Source organism: Oceaniradius stylonematis, from assembly GCF_965223445.1.
GTDB lineage: Bacteria > Pseudomonadota > Alphaproteobacteria > Rhizobiales > Rhizobiaceae > Roseitalea > Roseitalea stylonematis.
The window spans coordinates 2,824,012-2,840,155 of sequence record NZ_OZ244994.1; the positions used below are offsets into that span (position 1 = coordinate 2,824,012).

Annotated in this window: 16 protein-coding genes; 5 read left to right on the forward strand and 11 right to left on the reverse strand. The window is 66.1% G+C overall.

Annotation, left to right across the window (positions count from 1 at the left end; translation table 11 throughout):
* The first annotated feature begins 15 nt into the window (after positions 1-15).
* Positions 16-2,463: a glycine--tRNA ligase subunit beta gene (gene glyS / locus ACOQOU_RS13930; RefSeq protein ID WP_306025321.1), complete on the forward strand. Its 2,448-nt coding sequence runs from the start codon at positions 16-18 to the stop codon at positions 2,461-2,463.
* A gap of 52 nt (positions 2,464-2,515) precedes the next feature.
* On the opposite strand, the gene ACOQOU_RS13935 is transcribed toward glyS, so the two are convergent.
* Positions 2,516-2,899: a hypothetical protein gene (locus ACOQOU_RS13935; RefSeq protein ID WP_306025322.1), complete on the reverse strand. Its 384-nt coding sequence runs from the start codon at positions 2,897-2,899 to the stop codon at positions 2,516-2,518.
* A gap of 59 nt (positions 2,900-2,958) precedes the next feature.
* Here ACOQOU_RS13935 and ACOQOU_RS13940 point away from each other — a divergent pair, with 59 nt between their 5' ends.
* Together ACOQOU_RS13940 and ACOQOU_RS13945 are read left to right on the forward strand one after the other, a co-directional pair.
* Entirely contained in the window at positions 2,959-3,978 is a 1,020-nt protein-coding gene (locus tag ACOQOU_RS13940) for an L-threonylcarbamoyladenylate synthase (protein ID WP_420578734.1), read from the forward strand.
* Complete coding sequence (locus tag ACOQOU_RS13945) at positions 3,975-5,384, forward strand: FAD-binding oxidoreductase (protein ID WP_306025323.1); 1,410 nt, start codon at positions 3,975-3,977, stop codon at positions 5,382-5,384. The genes ACOQOU_RS13940 and ACOQOU_RS13945 overlap by 4 nt, the downstream gene beginning before the upstream one ends.
* A gap of 9 nt (positions 5,385-5,393) precedes the next feature.
* On the opposite strand, the gene ACOQOU_RS13950 is transcribed toward ACOQOU_RS13945, so the two are convergent.
* Positions 5,394-5,585, reverse strand: coding sequence for a hypothetical protein (locus ACOQOU_RS13950; RefSeq protein WP_109766689.1), 192 nt, complete (start codon positions 5,583-5,585; stop codon positions 5,394-5,396).
* Between the two features lie 23 nt (positions 5,586-5,608).
* Complete coding sequence (locus tag ACOQOU_RS13955; protein WP_306025324.1) at positions 5,609-6,481, reverse strand: S49 family peptidase; 873 nt, start codon at positions 6,479-6,481, stop codon at positions 5,609-5,611.
* 220 nt (positions 6,482-6,701) lie between these two features.
* Between ACOQOU_RS13955 and ACOQOU_RS13960 the strand changes: the two genes are divergently transcribed.
* Together ACOQOU_RS13960 and ACOQOU_RS13965 are read left to right on the forward strand one after the other, a co-directional pair.
* The gene (locus ACOQOU_RS13960) at positions 6,702-8,477 is read left to right on the forward strand and encodes an acyl-CoA dehydrogenase (protein WP_306025325.1); all 1,776 of its coding nucleotides are present in this window, start codon (positions 6,702-6,704) and stop codon (positions 8,475-8,477) included.
* A gap of 1 nt (position 8,478) precedes the next feature.
* A complete protein-coding gene (locus tag ACOQOU_RS13965; protein ID WP_306025326.1) occupies positions 8,479-9,249 on the forward strand; it encodes a crotonase/enoyl-CoA hydratase family protein in 771 nt (256 codons plus the stop codon).
* A gap of 4 nt (positions 9,250-9,253) precedes the next feature.
* Here the strand turns inward: ACOQOU_RS13965 and ACOQOU_RS13970 are convergent, their stop codons facing one another.
* The 8 genes from ACOQOU_RS13970 to ribB all read right to left on the reverse strand — a co-directional run bounded on the left by ACOQOU_RS13970 (position 9,254) and on the right by ribB (position 16,143).
* Entirely contained in the window at positions 9,254-10,498 is a 1,245-nt protein-coding gene (locus ACOQOU_RS13970; protein WP_306025327.1) for a class I SAM-dependent RNA methyltransferase, read from the reverse strand.
* Positions 10,491-11,249 carry a TlyA family RNA methyltransferase gene (locus tag ACOQOU_RS13975; RefSeq protein ID WP_306025328.1) on the reverse strand — a complete coding sequence of 253 codons (759 nt, stop codon included), beginning with the start codon at positions 11,247-11,249 and terminating at the stop codon, positions 10,491-10,493. Before ACOQOU_RS13975 ends, ACOQOU_RS13970 begins: the two co-directional genes overlap by 8 nt.
* A 51-nt stretch (positions 11,250-11,300) precedes the next feature.
* On the reverse strand, positions 11,301-11,678 hold the full coding sequence (locus ACOQOU_RS13980; protein ID WP_147393295.1) for a hypothetical protein: 378 nt from the start codon (positions 11,676-11,678) through the stop codon (positions 11,301-11,303).
* Positions 11,679-11,800: 122 nt separating this feature from the next.
* Entirely contained in the window at positions 11,801-12,718 is a 918-nt protein-coding gene (locus ACOQOU_RS13985; RefSeq protein ID WP_306025329.1) for a pirin family protein, read from the reverse strand.
* A 104-nt stretch (positions 12,719-12,822) separates the two neighbouring features.
* Positions 12,823-13,074, reverse strand: a complete 252-nt coding sequence (locus tag ACOQOU_RS13990) for an exodeoxyribonuclease VII small subunit (protein ID WP_306025330.1) — start codon at positions 13,072-13,074, stop codon at positions 12,823-12,825.
* A gap of 3 nt (positions 13,075-13,077) precedes the next feature.
* Complete coding sequence (locus ACOQOU_RS13995) at positions 13,078-14,007, reverse strand: histone deacetylase family protein (protein ID WP_109766625.1); 930 nt, start codon at positions 14,005-14,007, stop codon at positions 13,078-13,080.
* A gap of 83 nt (positions 14,008-14,090) precedes the next feature.
* On the reverse strand, positions 14,091-15,044 hold the full coding sequence (locus tag ACOQOU_RS14000) for a hypothetical protein (RefSeq protein WP_306025331.1): 954 nt from the start codon (positions 15,042-15,044) through the stop codon (positions 14,091-14,093).
* Between the two features lies 1 nt (position 15,045).
* Entirely contained in the window at positions 15,046-16,143 is a 1,098-nt protein-coding gene (ribB, locus tag ACOQOU_RS14005) for a 3,4-dihydroxy-2-butanone-4-phosphate synthase (RefSeq protein WP_306025332.1), read from the reverse strand.
* Between the last annotated feature and the right edge of the window lies 1 nt (position 16,144).

Below are 16,144 nucleotides of genomic sequence, written 5' to 3' on the forward strand. Positions count from 1 at the left end.
TGAACGCGATCCGTCATGCCCGATCTGCTCGTCGAACTCTTCTGTGAGGAAATCCCCGCGCGCATGCAGCGCCGTGCCGCAACCCATTTGCGAGAGGCGCTGACCGGCGCGCTGGTCGATGCCGGGCTGACCTATGAGGGCGCGCGCGACTATGTGACGCCGCGCCGGCTGACGCTGGACGTGCGCGGGCTGACGGCGCGCTCGGCCGACACAACCGAAGAGCGCAAGGGCCCCCGCGTCGATGCGCCTGAAAAGGCTCTTGCCGGCTTCCTGCGCGGTGCGGGCCTGGCGTCGGTCGACGAGGCCGAAGTCCGGTCCGACCCGAAGAAGGGCGATTTCTATGTCGCCGTGATCAAACGCGAAGGCCGCTCGGCGGAGGAAATCGTCGCCGAGGCAATGCCGGCCATCATCCGTGACTTTCCCTGGCCCAAATCGATGCGCTGGGGTGCGCCGTCGGCCGAGCCCGGCGCACTGCGCTGGGTGCGTCCGCTGCAATCGATCCTGTGCACCTTTGGCCCGGAAACCGAGGAGCCGGTGGTCATCGATTTCGAGGCGGGCGGCATCCGTTCGGGCAATGTGACGCGCGGCCATCGCTTTCACGCGGGCGAGCCGTTTAAGGTCCGCCGGTTCGACGATTATGCCGCCGAACTCGAAAAGCGCTTCGTCATTATCGATCCCGAGCGCCGCAAGGAAATGATCGCCGCCGACGCGCGCAATCTCGCCTTTGCCAATGGCGTCGAACTGGTCGAGGACGAGGCGCTCCTGGACGAGGTGGCCGGGCTGGTCGAATGGCCCGTCGTTTTGATGGGCGAGTTCGAGCGCGAGTTTCTCGAAATCCCCGACGAGGTGGTCCGCCTGACGATCAAGACCAACCAGAAATGCTTTGTCTGCCGCGACCCTGCGACCGGTAACCTGACCAACAAATTCATCCTCGTCGCCAATATCGAGGCGAGCGATGGCGGTGCGGAGATCGCGCGCGGCAATGGCAAGGTGGTGCGGGCGCGGCTGGCCGATGCGCTGCATTTCTGGACGACCGACCAGGCCGACCTGCCCGATCTGGAAAAGTACCGCGCGTCAGCCGAAAAGTTCGATCTCGATCTGAAAAAGCCGCTGGATCAGCGCATGGCCAAGCTCGACCATCTGGGTGTGACCTTCCACGCCAAGCTGGGCACGCAAGGTGAACGCGTCGCGCGCATCGCCGCGCTGGCCGAGGAGCTTGTCGACATTGTTGCGGATGCGATGGAGACGGACCTTGCGCCGATCGAGGGCGAGGGCGCCGAACTGCGCGATCTGGCACGCCGGGCGGCCCATCTCGCCAAGGCGGACCTGACAACCGAGATTGTCGGCGAGTTTCCGGAAGTGCAGGGCGCGATGGGCGCCACCTATGCGGTGCTGCAGGGCGAGCATCCGTCGGTCGCCCGCGCCATCGAGGATCATTACAAACCGCTCGGCCCGACCGACAGCGTGCCGACCGATCCGGTCGCCGTCGCCGTCGCGCTGGCCGACAAGCTCGATCTTCTGACGGGCTTCTGGGCGATCGACGAAAAGCCGACGGGCTCCAAGGATCCCTATGCGCTGCGCCGCGCCGCACTGGGCGTGATCCGGATCGTGCTGGAGAACGGGATCAGGCTGTCACTGATAGAAGGCATCGAGGAGTCTGCGTATCTCCTGAGGAGGGTATATCTCTTGGCGGCGATCGCCGAAATCGATGGAGAGTTTGAATACAGCGTTTCACAGGGCCACTATTTTGTAGCTGGTGGCCGGTCGTCGGGCTTCAACGACATCGAAACCAAAATTAAAGAACATCTCCAAAACCTTAAGTCCGATATTCGATTGTTTCGTCTAACCTTGATATGGGATGATGAAGACACTGGCGAGGAAGCCAAAATTCCAGTAGGAGACGACGCTGAACATACAATTCGCGCCCTCGATGTTGGTCACGACCTCCTCTCCTTCTTCCATGACCGGCTCAAGGTCTGGCTGCGCGACAAGGGCGCGCGGCACGATCTCATCGACGCGGTGCTGAGCGGAACCGACGACGACCTGCTGATCATCGTGCGCAAGGTCGAGGCGCTGCAGAAGCTGCTCGACAGCGAGACCGGCGCGAACCTGCGCGTCGGCACCGAACGGGCGCTCAACATCCTTGCCGCCGAGGAGAAGCAGGACGGCGCGGGCGCGTTCGACCGGCCTGTCGACCGGGCGCTTCTGGCCGAGCCGGCGGAGAAGGAACTGGCCAACGTCATCGAGGCCGTCGCGGGCCATGTCGATGACCATGTCGCGCGCGAGGATTATGAGGGCGCGTTCGCCGTGCTCGCCGAACTCCGGCCTGCGGTTGATGCGTTCTTCGATGCGGTGATGGTCAATGCCGACGACGCCAAGGTGCGGACCAACCGGCTGGCAATCCTCTCGGGCCTGCGCGCGGTCACCCGCAAGCTCGCCGACTTCTCCAGGATCGCCGGATAGCAAAACGCCCGGCGCGAACCGGGCGTTGTGATGGGCATGTTTGCGGGCGCGATCAGCGCAACTGGACGTCGCGCAGTACCTCGTCGCGGATCGCATCCTCGATGATGATTTCGCGCATCCGCTCATTGTCGATGGTGCCAACGCCGCTGCTCTGCGAAAAGAGCGGTTCGTCGTCATCGTCGGCCATCTCGGCGCGATCGTCGTCGGTGGCGCCGGGCGCCTCTTCGGTCATTGGCGCGTTGAGCACGACCGGAGGCGCGGTGCCCGACGGCGCGGAGATCACGGTGGGGTCGTCGCCCGGCATATCGTCGAACTCGAAGAACAGGACCGACGGCATCGCGCTGTCCTCGTAGATCGTATATCCGGCGCCGGCGGGCGCTGCCATGATGGCGCAGAGCGCGGTACCCGCGGCGAGTGCAGACAGGCGGTTTTTCATGGAGCCCATTCCCGGTTTTCGTGTAAGACCGCCGGAAAGATTATGCCCATGTGGTTGAGATGGTGTTGCCCGACGTGGCTAACGAAACATTAACCCGGCGCACGCCAGCCGAGACGGTGATCGTGCCGGCCGATGAAGACGCCGTCCGCCGCGCCGCGCGGCTCCTGGCAGAGGGTGACATCGCCGCCCTGCCAACCGAGACGGTCTATGGTCTGGCCGCCGACGCGACCAACGGCGAAGCGGTGGCGCGCATCTTTGCGGCCAAACGCAGGCCCCGTTTCAACCCGCTCATCTGCCATGTCGACGGGTTGGAGATGGCGCGCGGCTTTGCCATGTTCAGCCCGCTGGCGGAGCGGCTTGCGGAGACATTCTGGCCGGGGCCGCTGACGCTTGTCTTGCCGCTCGCCGAAGGTGCGGCAATCCACCCTCTCGTGACCGCCGGCCTCGATACGGTCGCGGTGCGCATGCCGCGCGGCGTTGCGCGCGACGTGATTTCGGCGCTTGGCCGTCCCGTCGCCGCGCCCAGCGCCAACCGGTCCGGCCGGATCAGCCCGACCACTGCGCATGCCGTCCGCGAAAGCCTTGGCGACGCCGTGCCGCTGATCCTCGATTCCGGGCCGGCGCGTGTGGGCGTTGAATCCACCATCATCGATGTGTCGGGCGATACACCGGTCTGCCTGCGGCCCGGCGGCATTGCACTGGCCGATATCGAGCGCGTCATCGGCCAGCCTGTGGCGCGCGCCGGTGCCGATGCGGCGATCAGCGCGCCAGGCATGCTGCGCTCCCATTATGCACCCGGCCTGCCCGTGCGGCTGGATGCGGCGGATGTCCGGCCCGGCGAAGCGCTTCTGGCCTTCGGCTCCGGCCAAATTACTGGCGCCGGCAACGCCGTGGCAATGGCAAACTTGTCACCGGCCGGCGATCTCACCGAAGCCGCAGCCAACCTTTTTGCGATGCTCGATGAATTGGACCGGTCGGGCGCCGCCGCCATCGCGGTGATGCCCATCCCCGGCGACGGGCTTGGCGAGGCGATCAACGATCGGCTGGCCCGTGCCGCAGCGCCGCGCGAGACGCCATGAAAGACGATCTGCGCAACCGCTTCATTGCGATCGTCGGCGATGCCCACGCGGCCACGGCCGACAACGACATCGCGCCGCACCTGCGCGAATGGCGCGCCCGCTGGACCGGCGCCGCCGCCGCCGTTCTCAAGCCGGGCACGACCTCCGAGGTCGCCGCGATCCTGAAGCTTGCCAGCGAAACCGGCACGCCGATCGTCCCGCAGGGCGGCAACACCGGCCTTGTCGGCGGGCAGATACCGGACGCATCGGGCGAAGCGATCATAGTGTCGACAAACAGGCTCAACCGCATCCGCGCCATCGATGTGGACGGCGACACGATGACGGTGGAGGCCGGTGTCGTCCTCGAGACCATCCAGGAGGCGGCCGACGCCCACGACCGCCTTTTTCCGCTGTCGCTGGCTGCCCAGGGCTCGGCCCAGATCGGCGGCAACCTGTCGACCAATGCCGGCGGCACCGGTGCGCTCGCCTATGGCGTCGCGCGCGATCTGTGCCTGGGGCTCGAAGTGGCGTTGCCGAACGGCGAGGTGCTCGACGATCTCAACCGGCTGAAGAAGAACAACACCGGCTACGACCTCCGCGACCTGTTCATCGGCGCCGAGGGCACGCTCGGGATCATCACCGCGGCCGTGCTGAAGCTCCATCCCAAACCGAGCGGGCGGGCAGCGGCCTTCCTCGCCGTGCCGTCGCCGGACGCAGCGCTGACCTTCTTCCGGCAGGCCCGGTCCCGATGCGGCCCGTCGCTGACGACGTTCGAACTGATGGCGCGCATGGGCATCGACTTCACCGTCCGCCACATGCACGGCGCCCGCGATCCGCTCGATCAGGCCTATCCCTGGTACGTGCTGGTCGAACTGTCGTCCGGCCGGTCGGAGGCGGACGCGCGGGCCGAACTCGACCATCTGGTCGAAACCGGTTTCGGCGAGGGGACGCTCGCCGACGGCGTGGTCGCGGAGAGCGAAGCCCAGCGCCAGTCGCTATGGCATCTGCGCGAAGCGATGTCCGAAAGCCAGATTCCGGAGGGCGGCTCGATCAAGCACGATATCTCCGTGCCGGTTTCGGCCATTCCGGCCTTCCTCGACGAAGCGGGCAAGGCGGTGGCAGCGATCGTGCCCGACGCTCGCCCGTGCCCGTTCGGCCACATGGGCGACGGCAATCTGCACTACAACATCTCGCAGCCGGTCGGGTGGGAGAAGGCGGACTTTCTGGCGACGACGGACAAGATCACGCCGGCAGTGCACGCCATCGTGCGCGCCCATCACGGCTCGATCTCCGCCGAACACGGCATCGGTCAGATGAAGCGCGACGAACTGGCCGAGGTGAAATCGCCGGTGGCGCTCGATCTGATGAGGCGGATCAAGACGGCCTTCGACCCGGCCGGCATCATGAATCCGGGCAAGGTCTTGTAGGACTGGATTTCAGTCGTCGTCGCGGGCGGGCCGGTATTCGCCGGTGACGGGGTCCTTGACGAGCGTGCCGACTGCCTTGGTCTTGGCTTCCTTTTCGGCGCGGCGCACTCGGGCCGACACTTTTCCCGCTTCGCGCACGAAGGCGCGATAACCCAGATAGCCAACCACGGCGACCGCGGCAAAGAACAGAAGCTGGGGCACCGTCATCTCCCTCGTCGGTTCGCTCAAAGGCCGTAGCGGTTCCAAAGAGCACGTTCCTCAAGCGCCGACAAGAGACCGCTTGCCGCATGTGAGGTCAGCACCACGGGGTCGATCCCGCCCAGCCCCGTCACGCCGGGTTGGGGACGGCGGCCGAACAGGCCGCGCGGCATGGTCACCAGACGCAGTTGCGCCTTGTCGCCGAAACGGTCCTTGATGAAACCGCGCATATCGCCCAGATGGTCGACCAGTCCCAGTTCCCTGGCGCTGTTGCCGGCCCAGAAACGTCCGCTGAACAGATCCGGATCGTCGCCAAGCTTGTCGCCGCGCCGTTCCTTCACCAGATCGATGAATGTCCGGTGCACTTCCAGTTGAAGCGCCTTGATCCGTTCGACATCCTCTTCCTTTTCCGGCTGGAACGGGTCGAGCGTCGACTTGTTCTGGCCGGCCGTGTAGACGCGCCGCTCGACGCCGATCTTCCTGATCGCCTCGGTGAAACCGAAACCGGCCGAAATCACGCCGATCGAACCGACGATCGAGGAGGGATCGGCGATGATCTCGTCGCCGGCAACCGCGATCATGTAGCCGCCCGAAGCGGCGACATCCTCGGTGAAGACCAGCACCGGTTTTTTCTTTTCCTCGGCCAGATCGCGGATGCGCTTGTAGATCAGCCGCGACTGGACGGGAGAGCCGCCGGGTGAGTTGACGCTGATCGCCACCGCCGGGGCCTGCTTGACCGAAAATGCGCGCTCGAGAGCCGGCGCGACAGCGGCCAACGACAGGACGGGCTGCAGCGGCGAGCCGCCGGGCGAGATCATCCCGCGCAGGCGCACGACCGGAATGATCGGAACCGACTTTCGGAAGCGCGCCGGCAGGAACCGCGTCATCATCTCTTTCAAGGCCAAGATCCCTTTTTAGGTGTTCGAGCCCTATGTAAGCGGCCCTCGCCGCCGTGCAATGGGCGCCGGACGGTTGGTTCGCGTCCTGCCTCCGGATAAGGTGGCCGCGAGGGTTTGATCACCGCTTGGAGTGACGGGCCAATTGACGTTTACGTAAAAAGCCGTTAGCGCTGTGCCGGACGCGCATCGCGCCACGAGACGGCGGTTCAGGGAGGCATATATGTATCGGGCACCGGTCGACGAGATCACCCACGCGCTCAAGGCGGTTTCCGGCCTTGGAGAGGCCATCGACGACGGCAAGGGCGGCGATCTGTCGGTCGATCTGATCGATGCGATCCTCGAGGAAGCGGGAAAGTTCGCCACCGACCGGATCGCGCCGCTGCATCTGCCATCGGATCGCCAGGGCTCGCGGCTTGACGATGGGCAAGTCACGACGCCTGAAGGCTGGAAGCGGGCCTATCTGGACTGGATCGAAGGCGGCTGGAACGCGCTGCCCGGCCCCGAGGACCATGGCGGCCAGGGGCTGCCCATGTCGATGGCGATGGCAGCCATGGAGATGTGGAATTCCGGCTCGATCGCTTTCGCGCTGTGCCCGATGCTGACCATGGGTGCGATCGAGGCGCTTGAAAAGCACGCCACCGACGAGCTGCGCGCGACCTATCTGGAAAAGCTCGTCTCAGGCGAGTGGACCGGGACCATGAACCTGACCGAGCCTCAGGCCGGCTCCGATCTCGGGGCATTGAAGACACGGGCCGAACCGGCCGGCGACGGGACCTACCGTATCTTTGGCCAGAAGATCTACATCACCTATGGCGAGCACGACATGACGGACAATATCGTCCATCTCGTACTCGCACGGCTGCCCGATGCGCCGGCCGGCACGCGCGGCATTTCGCTGTTCTTGGTGCCCAAGTTCCTCGTCAACGAAGACGGTTCGATCGGCGCCCGCAACGATGTGTTCTGCAACGGGCTCGAACACAAGCTGGGCATTCACGCCTCGCCCACCTGCACGATGATCTTCGGCGACGGCAAGCATGGCGACACCGCCGGCGCGATCGGCTGGCTGGTCGGCGAGGAAAACCGTGGCCTGAACTGCATGTTCACGATGATGAACAATGCGCGCCTCGCCGTCGGCATCCAGGGCGTCGCGGTGGCCGAAGCGGCTACGCAAAAGGCTGTCGCCTACGCCAATGAGCGCACCCAGGGCCGCGCGCCGGGCTGGGACGGCGACGGCATGAGCCCGATCGTTCACCATCCCGACGTCCAGCGCAACCTGCTGACGATGAAGACCCTGACGGGGGCCGCGCGCGCCATCTGCTATGCCTGCGCGCACGCCATCGACATGTCCCGCGTCGGAACGGATGAGGAAAAGAGGTTCTGGAACGAGCGCGCCGGCCTTCTGACACCGATTGCCAAGGCGTTTTCCACCGACATCGGGTCCGAGGTCGCTTCGCTCGGCGTGCAGGTGCATGGCGGGATGGGATACATCGAGGAGGCGGGTGCGGCGGTTTTCATGCGCGATGCCCGGATCACCCAGATCTATGAGGGCACCAATGGCATCCAGGCGATCGATCTGGTCCAGCGCAAGCTGCCGCTGTCGGACGGCGCATGCGTTGCCGCCTATCTCGATGAGCTCGATGGTGTTCTGGAAACACTGCGCGCTTCCAACGATACCCGCTTTGGCGAGGCCGGCCGCTATCTGGAGGCCGCGATGGCCGATCTGCGCGCCGCGACCGACTGGATGATGGCCAAGATGGCCGATGGCGAGAAGCAGGCGGTGCTGGCCGCCGCGACGCCCTACCAGCACCTGTTCGGTCTGACGGCCGGCGGCATCTATCTGGTCAAGGGCGCGCTCGGCTCCGCCAACGGTGTCGACCGTGCGTCTCCCGCCCGCTTCTACGCGGAAAATCTGGTCGGCCAGTCCGGCGCGCTGCGCGACCGGGTGGAACAGGGCGCGGCGAGCCTGGCGGCGGCCGGCCAGGCGCTGGTGGCATGACATGAGCGCCGCACAGGACACCGCCGAGCGGCATATTCTCGTCTCGCGCGAAGGCGCGGTCCAGATCGTCCGCTTCAACCGGCCCGACAAGAAGAACGCGATCACCCGCGCCATGTATGCCGTGCTTGCCGGCGCGCTCGCCGACGGCGAGGCCGACGATGCGGTGCGCTGCCATGTCATCTTGGGCCAGCCGGGCGCGTTTACGTCGGGCAACGACCTGGCCGATTTCCTAGCATTTGCCACGACCGGCGAGATGGGCACCGAAGTGCTCGATCTGCTGCGGCTTTTGCCGAAGCTCGAAAAGCCGGTCGTCTCCGGCGTCGATGGGCTCGCGATCGGCATCGGCACGACGCTGCACCTGCATTGCGACCTGACATTCGCAACGCCCCGGTCGGTGTTCAAAACGCCGTTCGTCGATCTGGCGCTCGTCGCCGAAGCCGGATCGAGCATGCTGGTGCCGGCCATCACCGGACATCAGCGCGCCTTCGCGCTTTTGGCCATGTGCGAGGATTTCTCCGGCGATCAGGCCGCCGATGCCGGCCTGATCTGGAAGGTGGTTCCCGAAGACGATCTGGAGCGCGCGGTCATGGACGCCGCCAAGGTGCTGGCGGCCAAACCGCCCAAGGCGCTGGCCCTGACCAAGCGGCTGATGAAGGGCGACACCACGGCACTGGAGGCGCGGATCGCCGAGGAAGCGGACCTGTTCGCCGCCCAGCTCAAGTCAGACGAGGCGCGGCAGGCCTTCATGGCCTTCATGGCGCGCAAGAAATAGATGATCAGCGCTCCAGCAGCGCCACGGTCTCCACATGCGGTGACCAGAGGAACTGGTCGATCGGCGTCACCGTGACGATCCGGTAGCCGCCGTCGGTCAGGATGGCCAGATCGCGCGCCAGCGTCGCCGGATTGCAGGAGATGGCGGCAACCCTTTTCACACCCGAACCGGCGATCTGATGCGCCTGCGCCTCGGCCCCGGCCCGCGGTGGATCGAACACCAGACCGTCAAAGCTGTCGAGTTCCTTTGCCGTCACAGGACGCACGAACAGATCGCGCCGTTCGGTCGTCACACGGCGCAGCTTCTGCCCGGACGCCGCGCGCCATGCCGCATCCAGCGCGGCCAGCGAGGCGCGGTCGCCCTCGACGGCATGAACGCGGGCCAGCCGGGCGAGGGGCAGCGCGAACGTGCCGCAGCCGGCGAACAGGTCGGCGACCGATCTTGCGCCCTGCATGTGACCGGTGACCAGATCGCGCATGGCGCTCTCGGCACGCGCCGTCGCCTGGATGAAGCCGCCCGGCGGCAGGCCGACGGCGATCCCGTCGAAAGAAACGGCCGGCTTGCGCGTTTCGGCGAGCACCTCGTCGCGCACGGTGAGCCGTGCGAAGTTGGCTTTCAGCGCGATTCCGATTGCCGCCTGCCGTCCCGGCTCCGACAGCGTGAAGTCGCCGGCGACCGCCACATCGAGCCCCGTTTGCGTGACCGTGACGGTCATCGAGACGGGCTTCGCCGCCGCCTTCATGACCGGAAGAACGGCCTTGGCCAGCGCCTTCAGCGCCCCGCGTGCCCTGTTGAGGACCGGATCGACGACGTGGCAATCGGTCGTGTCGACAATCATGTGGCTGCCCTCGCGCTGAAATCCGAGCCGCACGCCCTCCGGCCGCCGCAGCACGGAGAAGGTGGCTCGCCGGCGGATGCGCGGCGTGCCGGGAACCAGGCTCGCGACCTTCGTTTCGATCCCTTGCCGGCTCAGCGCATCGGCCACGAGCTGCCGTTTCCACGCGCGGTAGGGAGGATCGGCCCAATGCTGGACCGAGCAGCCTCCGCAGTCGCCGAAATGCGGGCAGGACGGGGACACACGCTCTGCGGATGGCGTGACGATTTCAACGTCATGGGCGCGCGCGTCATCGAGCGTTGCGCGCACCGTCTCGCCCGGCAGCGCGCCCGGCACATAGACGGTTTGGCCGTCATGGCTGGCCAGCCCGTCGCCCTGCGCGCCCATGGCCATGATCGTCAGCTTCTCAGCCATCCTTGATGCCCCAGAGGAGGAATTCCGTATTGCCGTCGCGGCCGGTGATGGGCGAGGGGATCAACGACCGGCTGGACCAGCCGGGCCGGATGCCGAGCCACGCGGCGATGTCTTCGGCGGAACGATTTGCATCGTCGGCCGCGACCAGTCCGCCCTTGCCGATCCGCTCGCGGCCGACCTCGAACTGCGGTTTGACGAGGGCGACCAGATGTGCGCCGGGCGCGGCCAGATCCAGCGCCGCCGGCAAGGCGAGCGTGAGCGAGATGAAGCTGACATCGCTGACAATGATCGACGGCCGGTCGCCGTCCAGATGGCCAATCTCGAGATCGCGTGCATTGAGCCCTTCGGTCAGGCGGACGCGCGGGTCTGCCGCAAGGGTCGGGTCCATCTGACCGTGTCCGACATCGATGGCGTGGACCCCGGCTGCGCCGGCTTCCAGCAGCACCTGCGTGAACCCGCCGGTCGACGCGCCTATGTCGAGGCACACCGCATCGGTCACCGGGATCGCAAAGGCGTCGAGCGCCGCCTTCAGCTTGAGCGCCGCGCGCGAGACATAGCCGCTGGCCGGGTCGGCGACCGCGATCTTGGTCCGGCCTGTGCAAGAATGTGCGGGTTTGGTGATTGTCTGGCCGTCCACGGTCACCGTGCCGCGCATGATCGCATCGCGCGCCCGGGCCCGCGTCGCGAAAAGGCCGCGCCGGACCAGAGTTCTGTCGAGCCGTTCGCGCGGATTGTCGTCCGGAACTGTCATGCCACCTCATCGCCGAGGTGGCGCGTTGGCGCAAGCCTTGCGGGTCAGGCCTCACCAGCCTTCAGCGGCGGCGACGATGAGGGAACCGCCATAGACAATCCGGACCTGCCGGTCGGGCAATGGCCGGGCAATCGGCTCGTGGAAGAGTGCAAAGGCCGGTCCGCTGAACGGGACCAGCGCCGGCAGGATGGCGGGCGAGGATGACTGGACAGAGTGGGTCGGCATCGCATCCGGCGTGGTGACCGGAGAGGCACCGGGCTCGATGCTGCCGCGCATCGTGCCCATGCGCAGCGCGATCCGTTCCGCCGCCGCCTGGTCGATCGACGCGTCGTGGCGCGGACCGGACGCGGCCGTCGCCGTTCCGGCGACCAGCGCCGCTGCCATGACGGCGATCGGCGCAATCTGTCTTTTTGCGTGTATGTGAGCCATGCCCGGTTCCACCCCTTCGCGTGCAGAGATAGCGAACGGGCGTTGAAACCGGGCAAAGGAACGCGGTGAAAATCCGCTCAACCGGAACGGTGAAGAAACGGCAAACGTGCGGTCGTGGACGTTTACGAGGGCAGGGGAATGAACTCCTCTTCGTCGCCCGGAACGATGTTGAAGCGTCCCGACTTCCACTCCTGCTTGGCCTGTTCGATCCGTTCCTTCGAAGACGACACGAAGTTCCACCAGATATGGCGCGGGCTTCCGATCGACGCGCCGCCGAAGATCATGAACGATGCGCCGGCCTCGGACCGGACGACGATCTCGTCGCCGGGGCGGAAGACGAGAAGCTGGTCGCCGGTGAACGCATCGCCCGCCACCGAGATCGAACCGTCGATCACATAGATGGCGCGCTCCTCGGTGTCGGCCGGGATGTCGATCTCGCCACCGGCGGGAAGCGTCACGTCGACATAGAGCGTTTCCGAGAACTGCGTCACCTGCGACGCCGCGCCGTGAAACGCGCCGATCAGCACTTTCGCATGGGCCTTTTCGCCATCGACGATACCCATCGTCTCGGCGGCCGTATTCTCGAAGGCCGGCGCGATCTCCTCGCTGCCGTCGGGCAGGGCCAGCCAGGTCTGAAGGCCCGACATGGCCCGTTTCGTCGACCGCAGTTCCTCGGGCGAACGTTCCGAGTGCACGATGCCGCGCCCGGCCGTCATCAGATTGATGTCACCCGGCGAAATGACCATTTCGGTACCCAGCGAATCGCGGTGCCGGATGGTGCCGTCGAACAGATAGGTGACGGTGGACAGGCCGATATGCGGATGCGGGCGCACGTCGATGGCCTCGCCGGGGCGAAACACGGCTGGCCCCATGCGGTCAAAAAAGATGAACGGGCCCACCAGCTTGCGCTGTCGCGAGGGCAGGGCCCGGCGCACCTCGAAGCCGCCAATGTCCTTGGCATTCGGGATGATCAGTTGTTCGAGCGCGTCACAGGCGAACGCATCGCCCGCCTTGGGATCGGTTCCGGGAAAAAAGCTCATGGCAGGACCTGCTGTTTGGAAGCTGTTGTGCCGACAAGATAGACGGCGATCGTCCAAATGCCATCGCGTCGCAAAGCGACACAGCGTTCACCGGTCAGCCCGTCTCAGTCGCCCAGCGGCTCGGTGCCGGTCGCCTGACCGTCCCGGCCGGTCTTGATCTTCTCGATCTTCAGTTCGGCGGCCTTCAGCAGCGTGTCGCACCGGGCGCGCAGCGCCTCTCCGCGTTCGTAGATGGCGATGCTTTCTTCGAGTGCCACATCGCCGCGCTCAAGCCGGTCGACGATCTTCTCGAGTTCCTCGAGCGCCTTTTCGAAGGAAAGGCCGGTCACGTCGGCGTTCGGTTCGGTCTCGCTCATCGTCTATCCCCACATCAGGCGCTGAATGTGCGTTCCGGCCGAGGCGGCCAGACCCTGAAGGTCATAGCCGCCCTCCAGCACGCTGACCAGACGGTTGTCGGCATGCCGCCCGGCCGCCTCGATCAGCCGTCCCGTCGCCCAGTCGAAATCGTCTTCGACAAGATTGATGTTGGCCAGCGGATCGCGGTGATGGGCATCGAACCCCGCCGATATGACGATCAGGTCGGGACCGAACGCGTCGATCGCGCTCAGCACACGGTCCTTGAACGCCAGCCGAAACGCTTCGCCGCCATCGCCCGGCGACAGGGGCGCATTGCAGATCGTGCCGTGCGCGCCAATCTCGCCTTTCGCACCCGTGCCCGGATAGAGCGGCATCTGGTGCGTCGAACAGTAGAGCACGGTCCTGTCGTCCCAGAAGATGTCCTGCGTGCCGTTGCCGTGATGAACGTCCCAGTCGACGATGGCCACCCGTTCGGCGCCGTGGACCGCCTGTGCATGCCGGGCGGCGATAGCCGCCGTGTTGAACAGGCAGAACCCCATCGCGGTCTCTTTTTCCGCATGGTGACCCGGCGGCCGCGCCGCGACGAAAGCGTTGTCGAACGTGCCCTCGAACACGCCGTCGACGGCGGCCATCGCCGCGCCGATCCCGTGCAGCGCCGCCTCCATGCTTTTGGGTCCGGCCACCGTGTCGGCATCGACGCGCGCCAGCCCCTCTTCGGGGATCTGCGCCTTGATGCTGGAGAGAAAGCTCTCCGGATGTGCGAGAAGCACGGCGCTTTCGTCGGCGCGTGGCGCCTCGGCACGGTCGAGTTTGGCAAATGCATCCGACGTCAGCGCCTCTTCGAGGGCGCGCAGCCGGTCGACGCGCTCGGGATGCCCCGGCGGCGTGACATGCTCCTTGAAGATCGGATGTTCGAAATAGCGCGTCGCCATGGCGTCAAGGTAGGGGTTCGGAGCGCACCTTGCCATAAGGGGGTGCCGACACCCGGCGTTTTCCACCGCCGAATTGGCGGCGGTCAGGGTTCGACGACGAGCAACTTTCCGTCTTCGGTCGCCGTGACCAGCCGCCCGGCCACCGCGATGATGGCCTTGTCGATAGGGGCGGGCAGGGCGATGTCTGCGGCGTCCGAAAGCGGCCTTCGCAGGGCGCGCCGGTCCTGCGAAGGCAGGTAGACCTCGCCACCCAGAACCGCCGACAGGCCCAGTTCGCGCGAGCCGATCAGATGATTGGAGAGATCGCGGGCGATGTCGTTGCGCTCTGTGATGCTGCCGTCGGGCGCCATGCTCATCGTGAACAGACGTCCGCCAATGTGCGGCGTACGCACACCGACGATCTCGGTGCCGCCGTCGCCGGTGCCCGGCAGGATGGCGGCGATGTTAAGCCACCGGTTGGCGCGGCCGTTTTCGCTTGACGACGCGATCTCGACCAGATCGCCGCCGCGCATGCCGTAGATGGCGACCGCCGCACCGCCTGAGCGTGATGCGCGGATGGTCACGATCTCGTTTTTGCCGTCGCTGTCGAGATCGCGGATGCGCGGCGTGATGTCCTCGAACACTTGCGATTCGGGCAAAACGAATTCGACCGTGGTGCCGCCGCCGGTCTGCGCGACCAGCGATCCGCCCTCGATCGCATCGCCCAGAACGCCATGGGCGTAGCGGCCCGTCGGCCGCCCGTACCAGGCACGGACGATGTCGCCCGAGGACGCACTGGCGACGAATCCGTCGGGCAGGGCGCCTTCGGGCGCCCGTGCAGGCAGGCCGCGAATGACGTCGGGGACAAGGCAGACGCCGCCGTCGCAATCGCCCGGTTCAATGCGCAACGTGCCGCGCTCGGTCTCCACATAGCTGCCGCGCAGCGTCTGGACGATGGCGGTCACCGCGCCGTCGGTCTCGATGGCCGTAACGGTTTGGGCGGCCACCGGTGACGACAAGGCTGCCAGCAACGCCGTCGCAAGGCCGGCGCGCACCATCTTAGCCCTCCAGCCGTTCGGTCGAGGCGATCCGGATGCCAAACCCCTCAAGGCCGACATAGCGGCGCTCGCGGGTCGAATAGAGCCGGATCGACGCCACACCCAGATCGCGCAGGATTTGCGCGCCCAGGCCGATCTCGCGCCATTGGTTCTCCCGGTCGCGCGCTTCGGCATGGTCTTCGGTCAGTGGCCTTGAGCTATGGTGTGCAACACCCACCGACCCCTCGCGCAGATAGACGACGACGCCGCGCCCGTGCTCGGCGATCATCCGTTCGAGCACCGAAACCGGGTCGCGGTCTCGCCCGAACACGTCATCGATCACGCTCTCCAGATGAAGCCGGACGGGCACTTCCTGGCCGTCGCGAATGTCGCCGGCAACGATCGCCAGATGCTGCATCGGATCCCAGGGCAGCGTATAGGCATGGGCGGTCGCCGGCCCGGCGGCGGTCTGAACATGGCTTTCGTCGACCCGCTCGACCAGTGTTTCCTGCCGTTGCCGGTAGGCGATCAGGTCGGCGACCGACACCATTTTCAGTCCATGGGTCTCGGCGAAACCGGTCACCTGCGGTCCGCGCATCACCGTTCCGTCATCATTGACCAGTTCTGAGATCACGCCGACGGGCGGCAGGTCGGCGAGGCGGCACAGATCCACGGCCGCTTCGGTATGCCCCGAACGCATCAAAACGCCCCCCTCGCGCGCGACCAGCGGGAAGATGTGGCCGGGCCGGTTGAAATCTTCAGCTGCCGCGTTGGGATTGGCCAGATTACGCACCGTGGCCGTGCGGTCGTCGGCGGAAATGCCGGTCGTCGTGCCGTGCCTGTAGTCGACCGAGACGGTGAACGCGGTGCCTTTGGCGTCGGTGTTTTCGGCGACCATCGGGGCAAGGTTCAGCCGTTTGGCTTCCTCGGGCGGCATCGGCGCGCAGACGATGCCCGATGTGTGCCTGACGATGAAAGCCATCTTCTCGGGCGTGGTGTGCACGGCAGCGACGATCAGGTCGCCCTCGTTCTCACGCCCGTCATCGTCCATGACGACGACGATCTCACCCTTTTCGAACGCGCGCAGCGCCTCGACCACGCTGGCCTGATCGTAACTCATC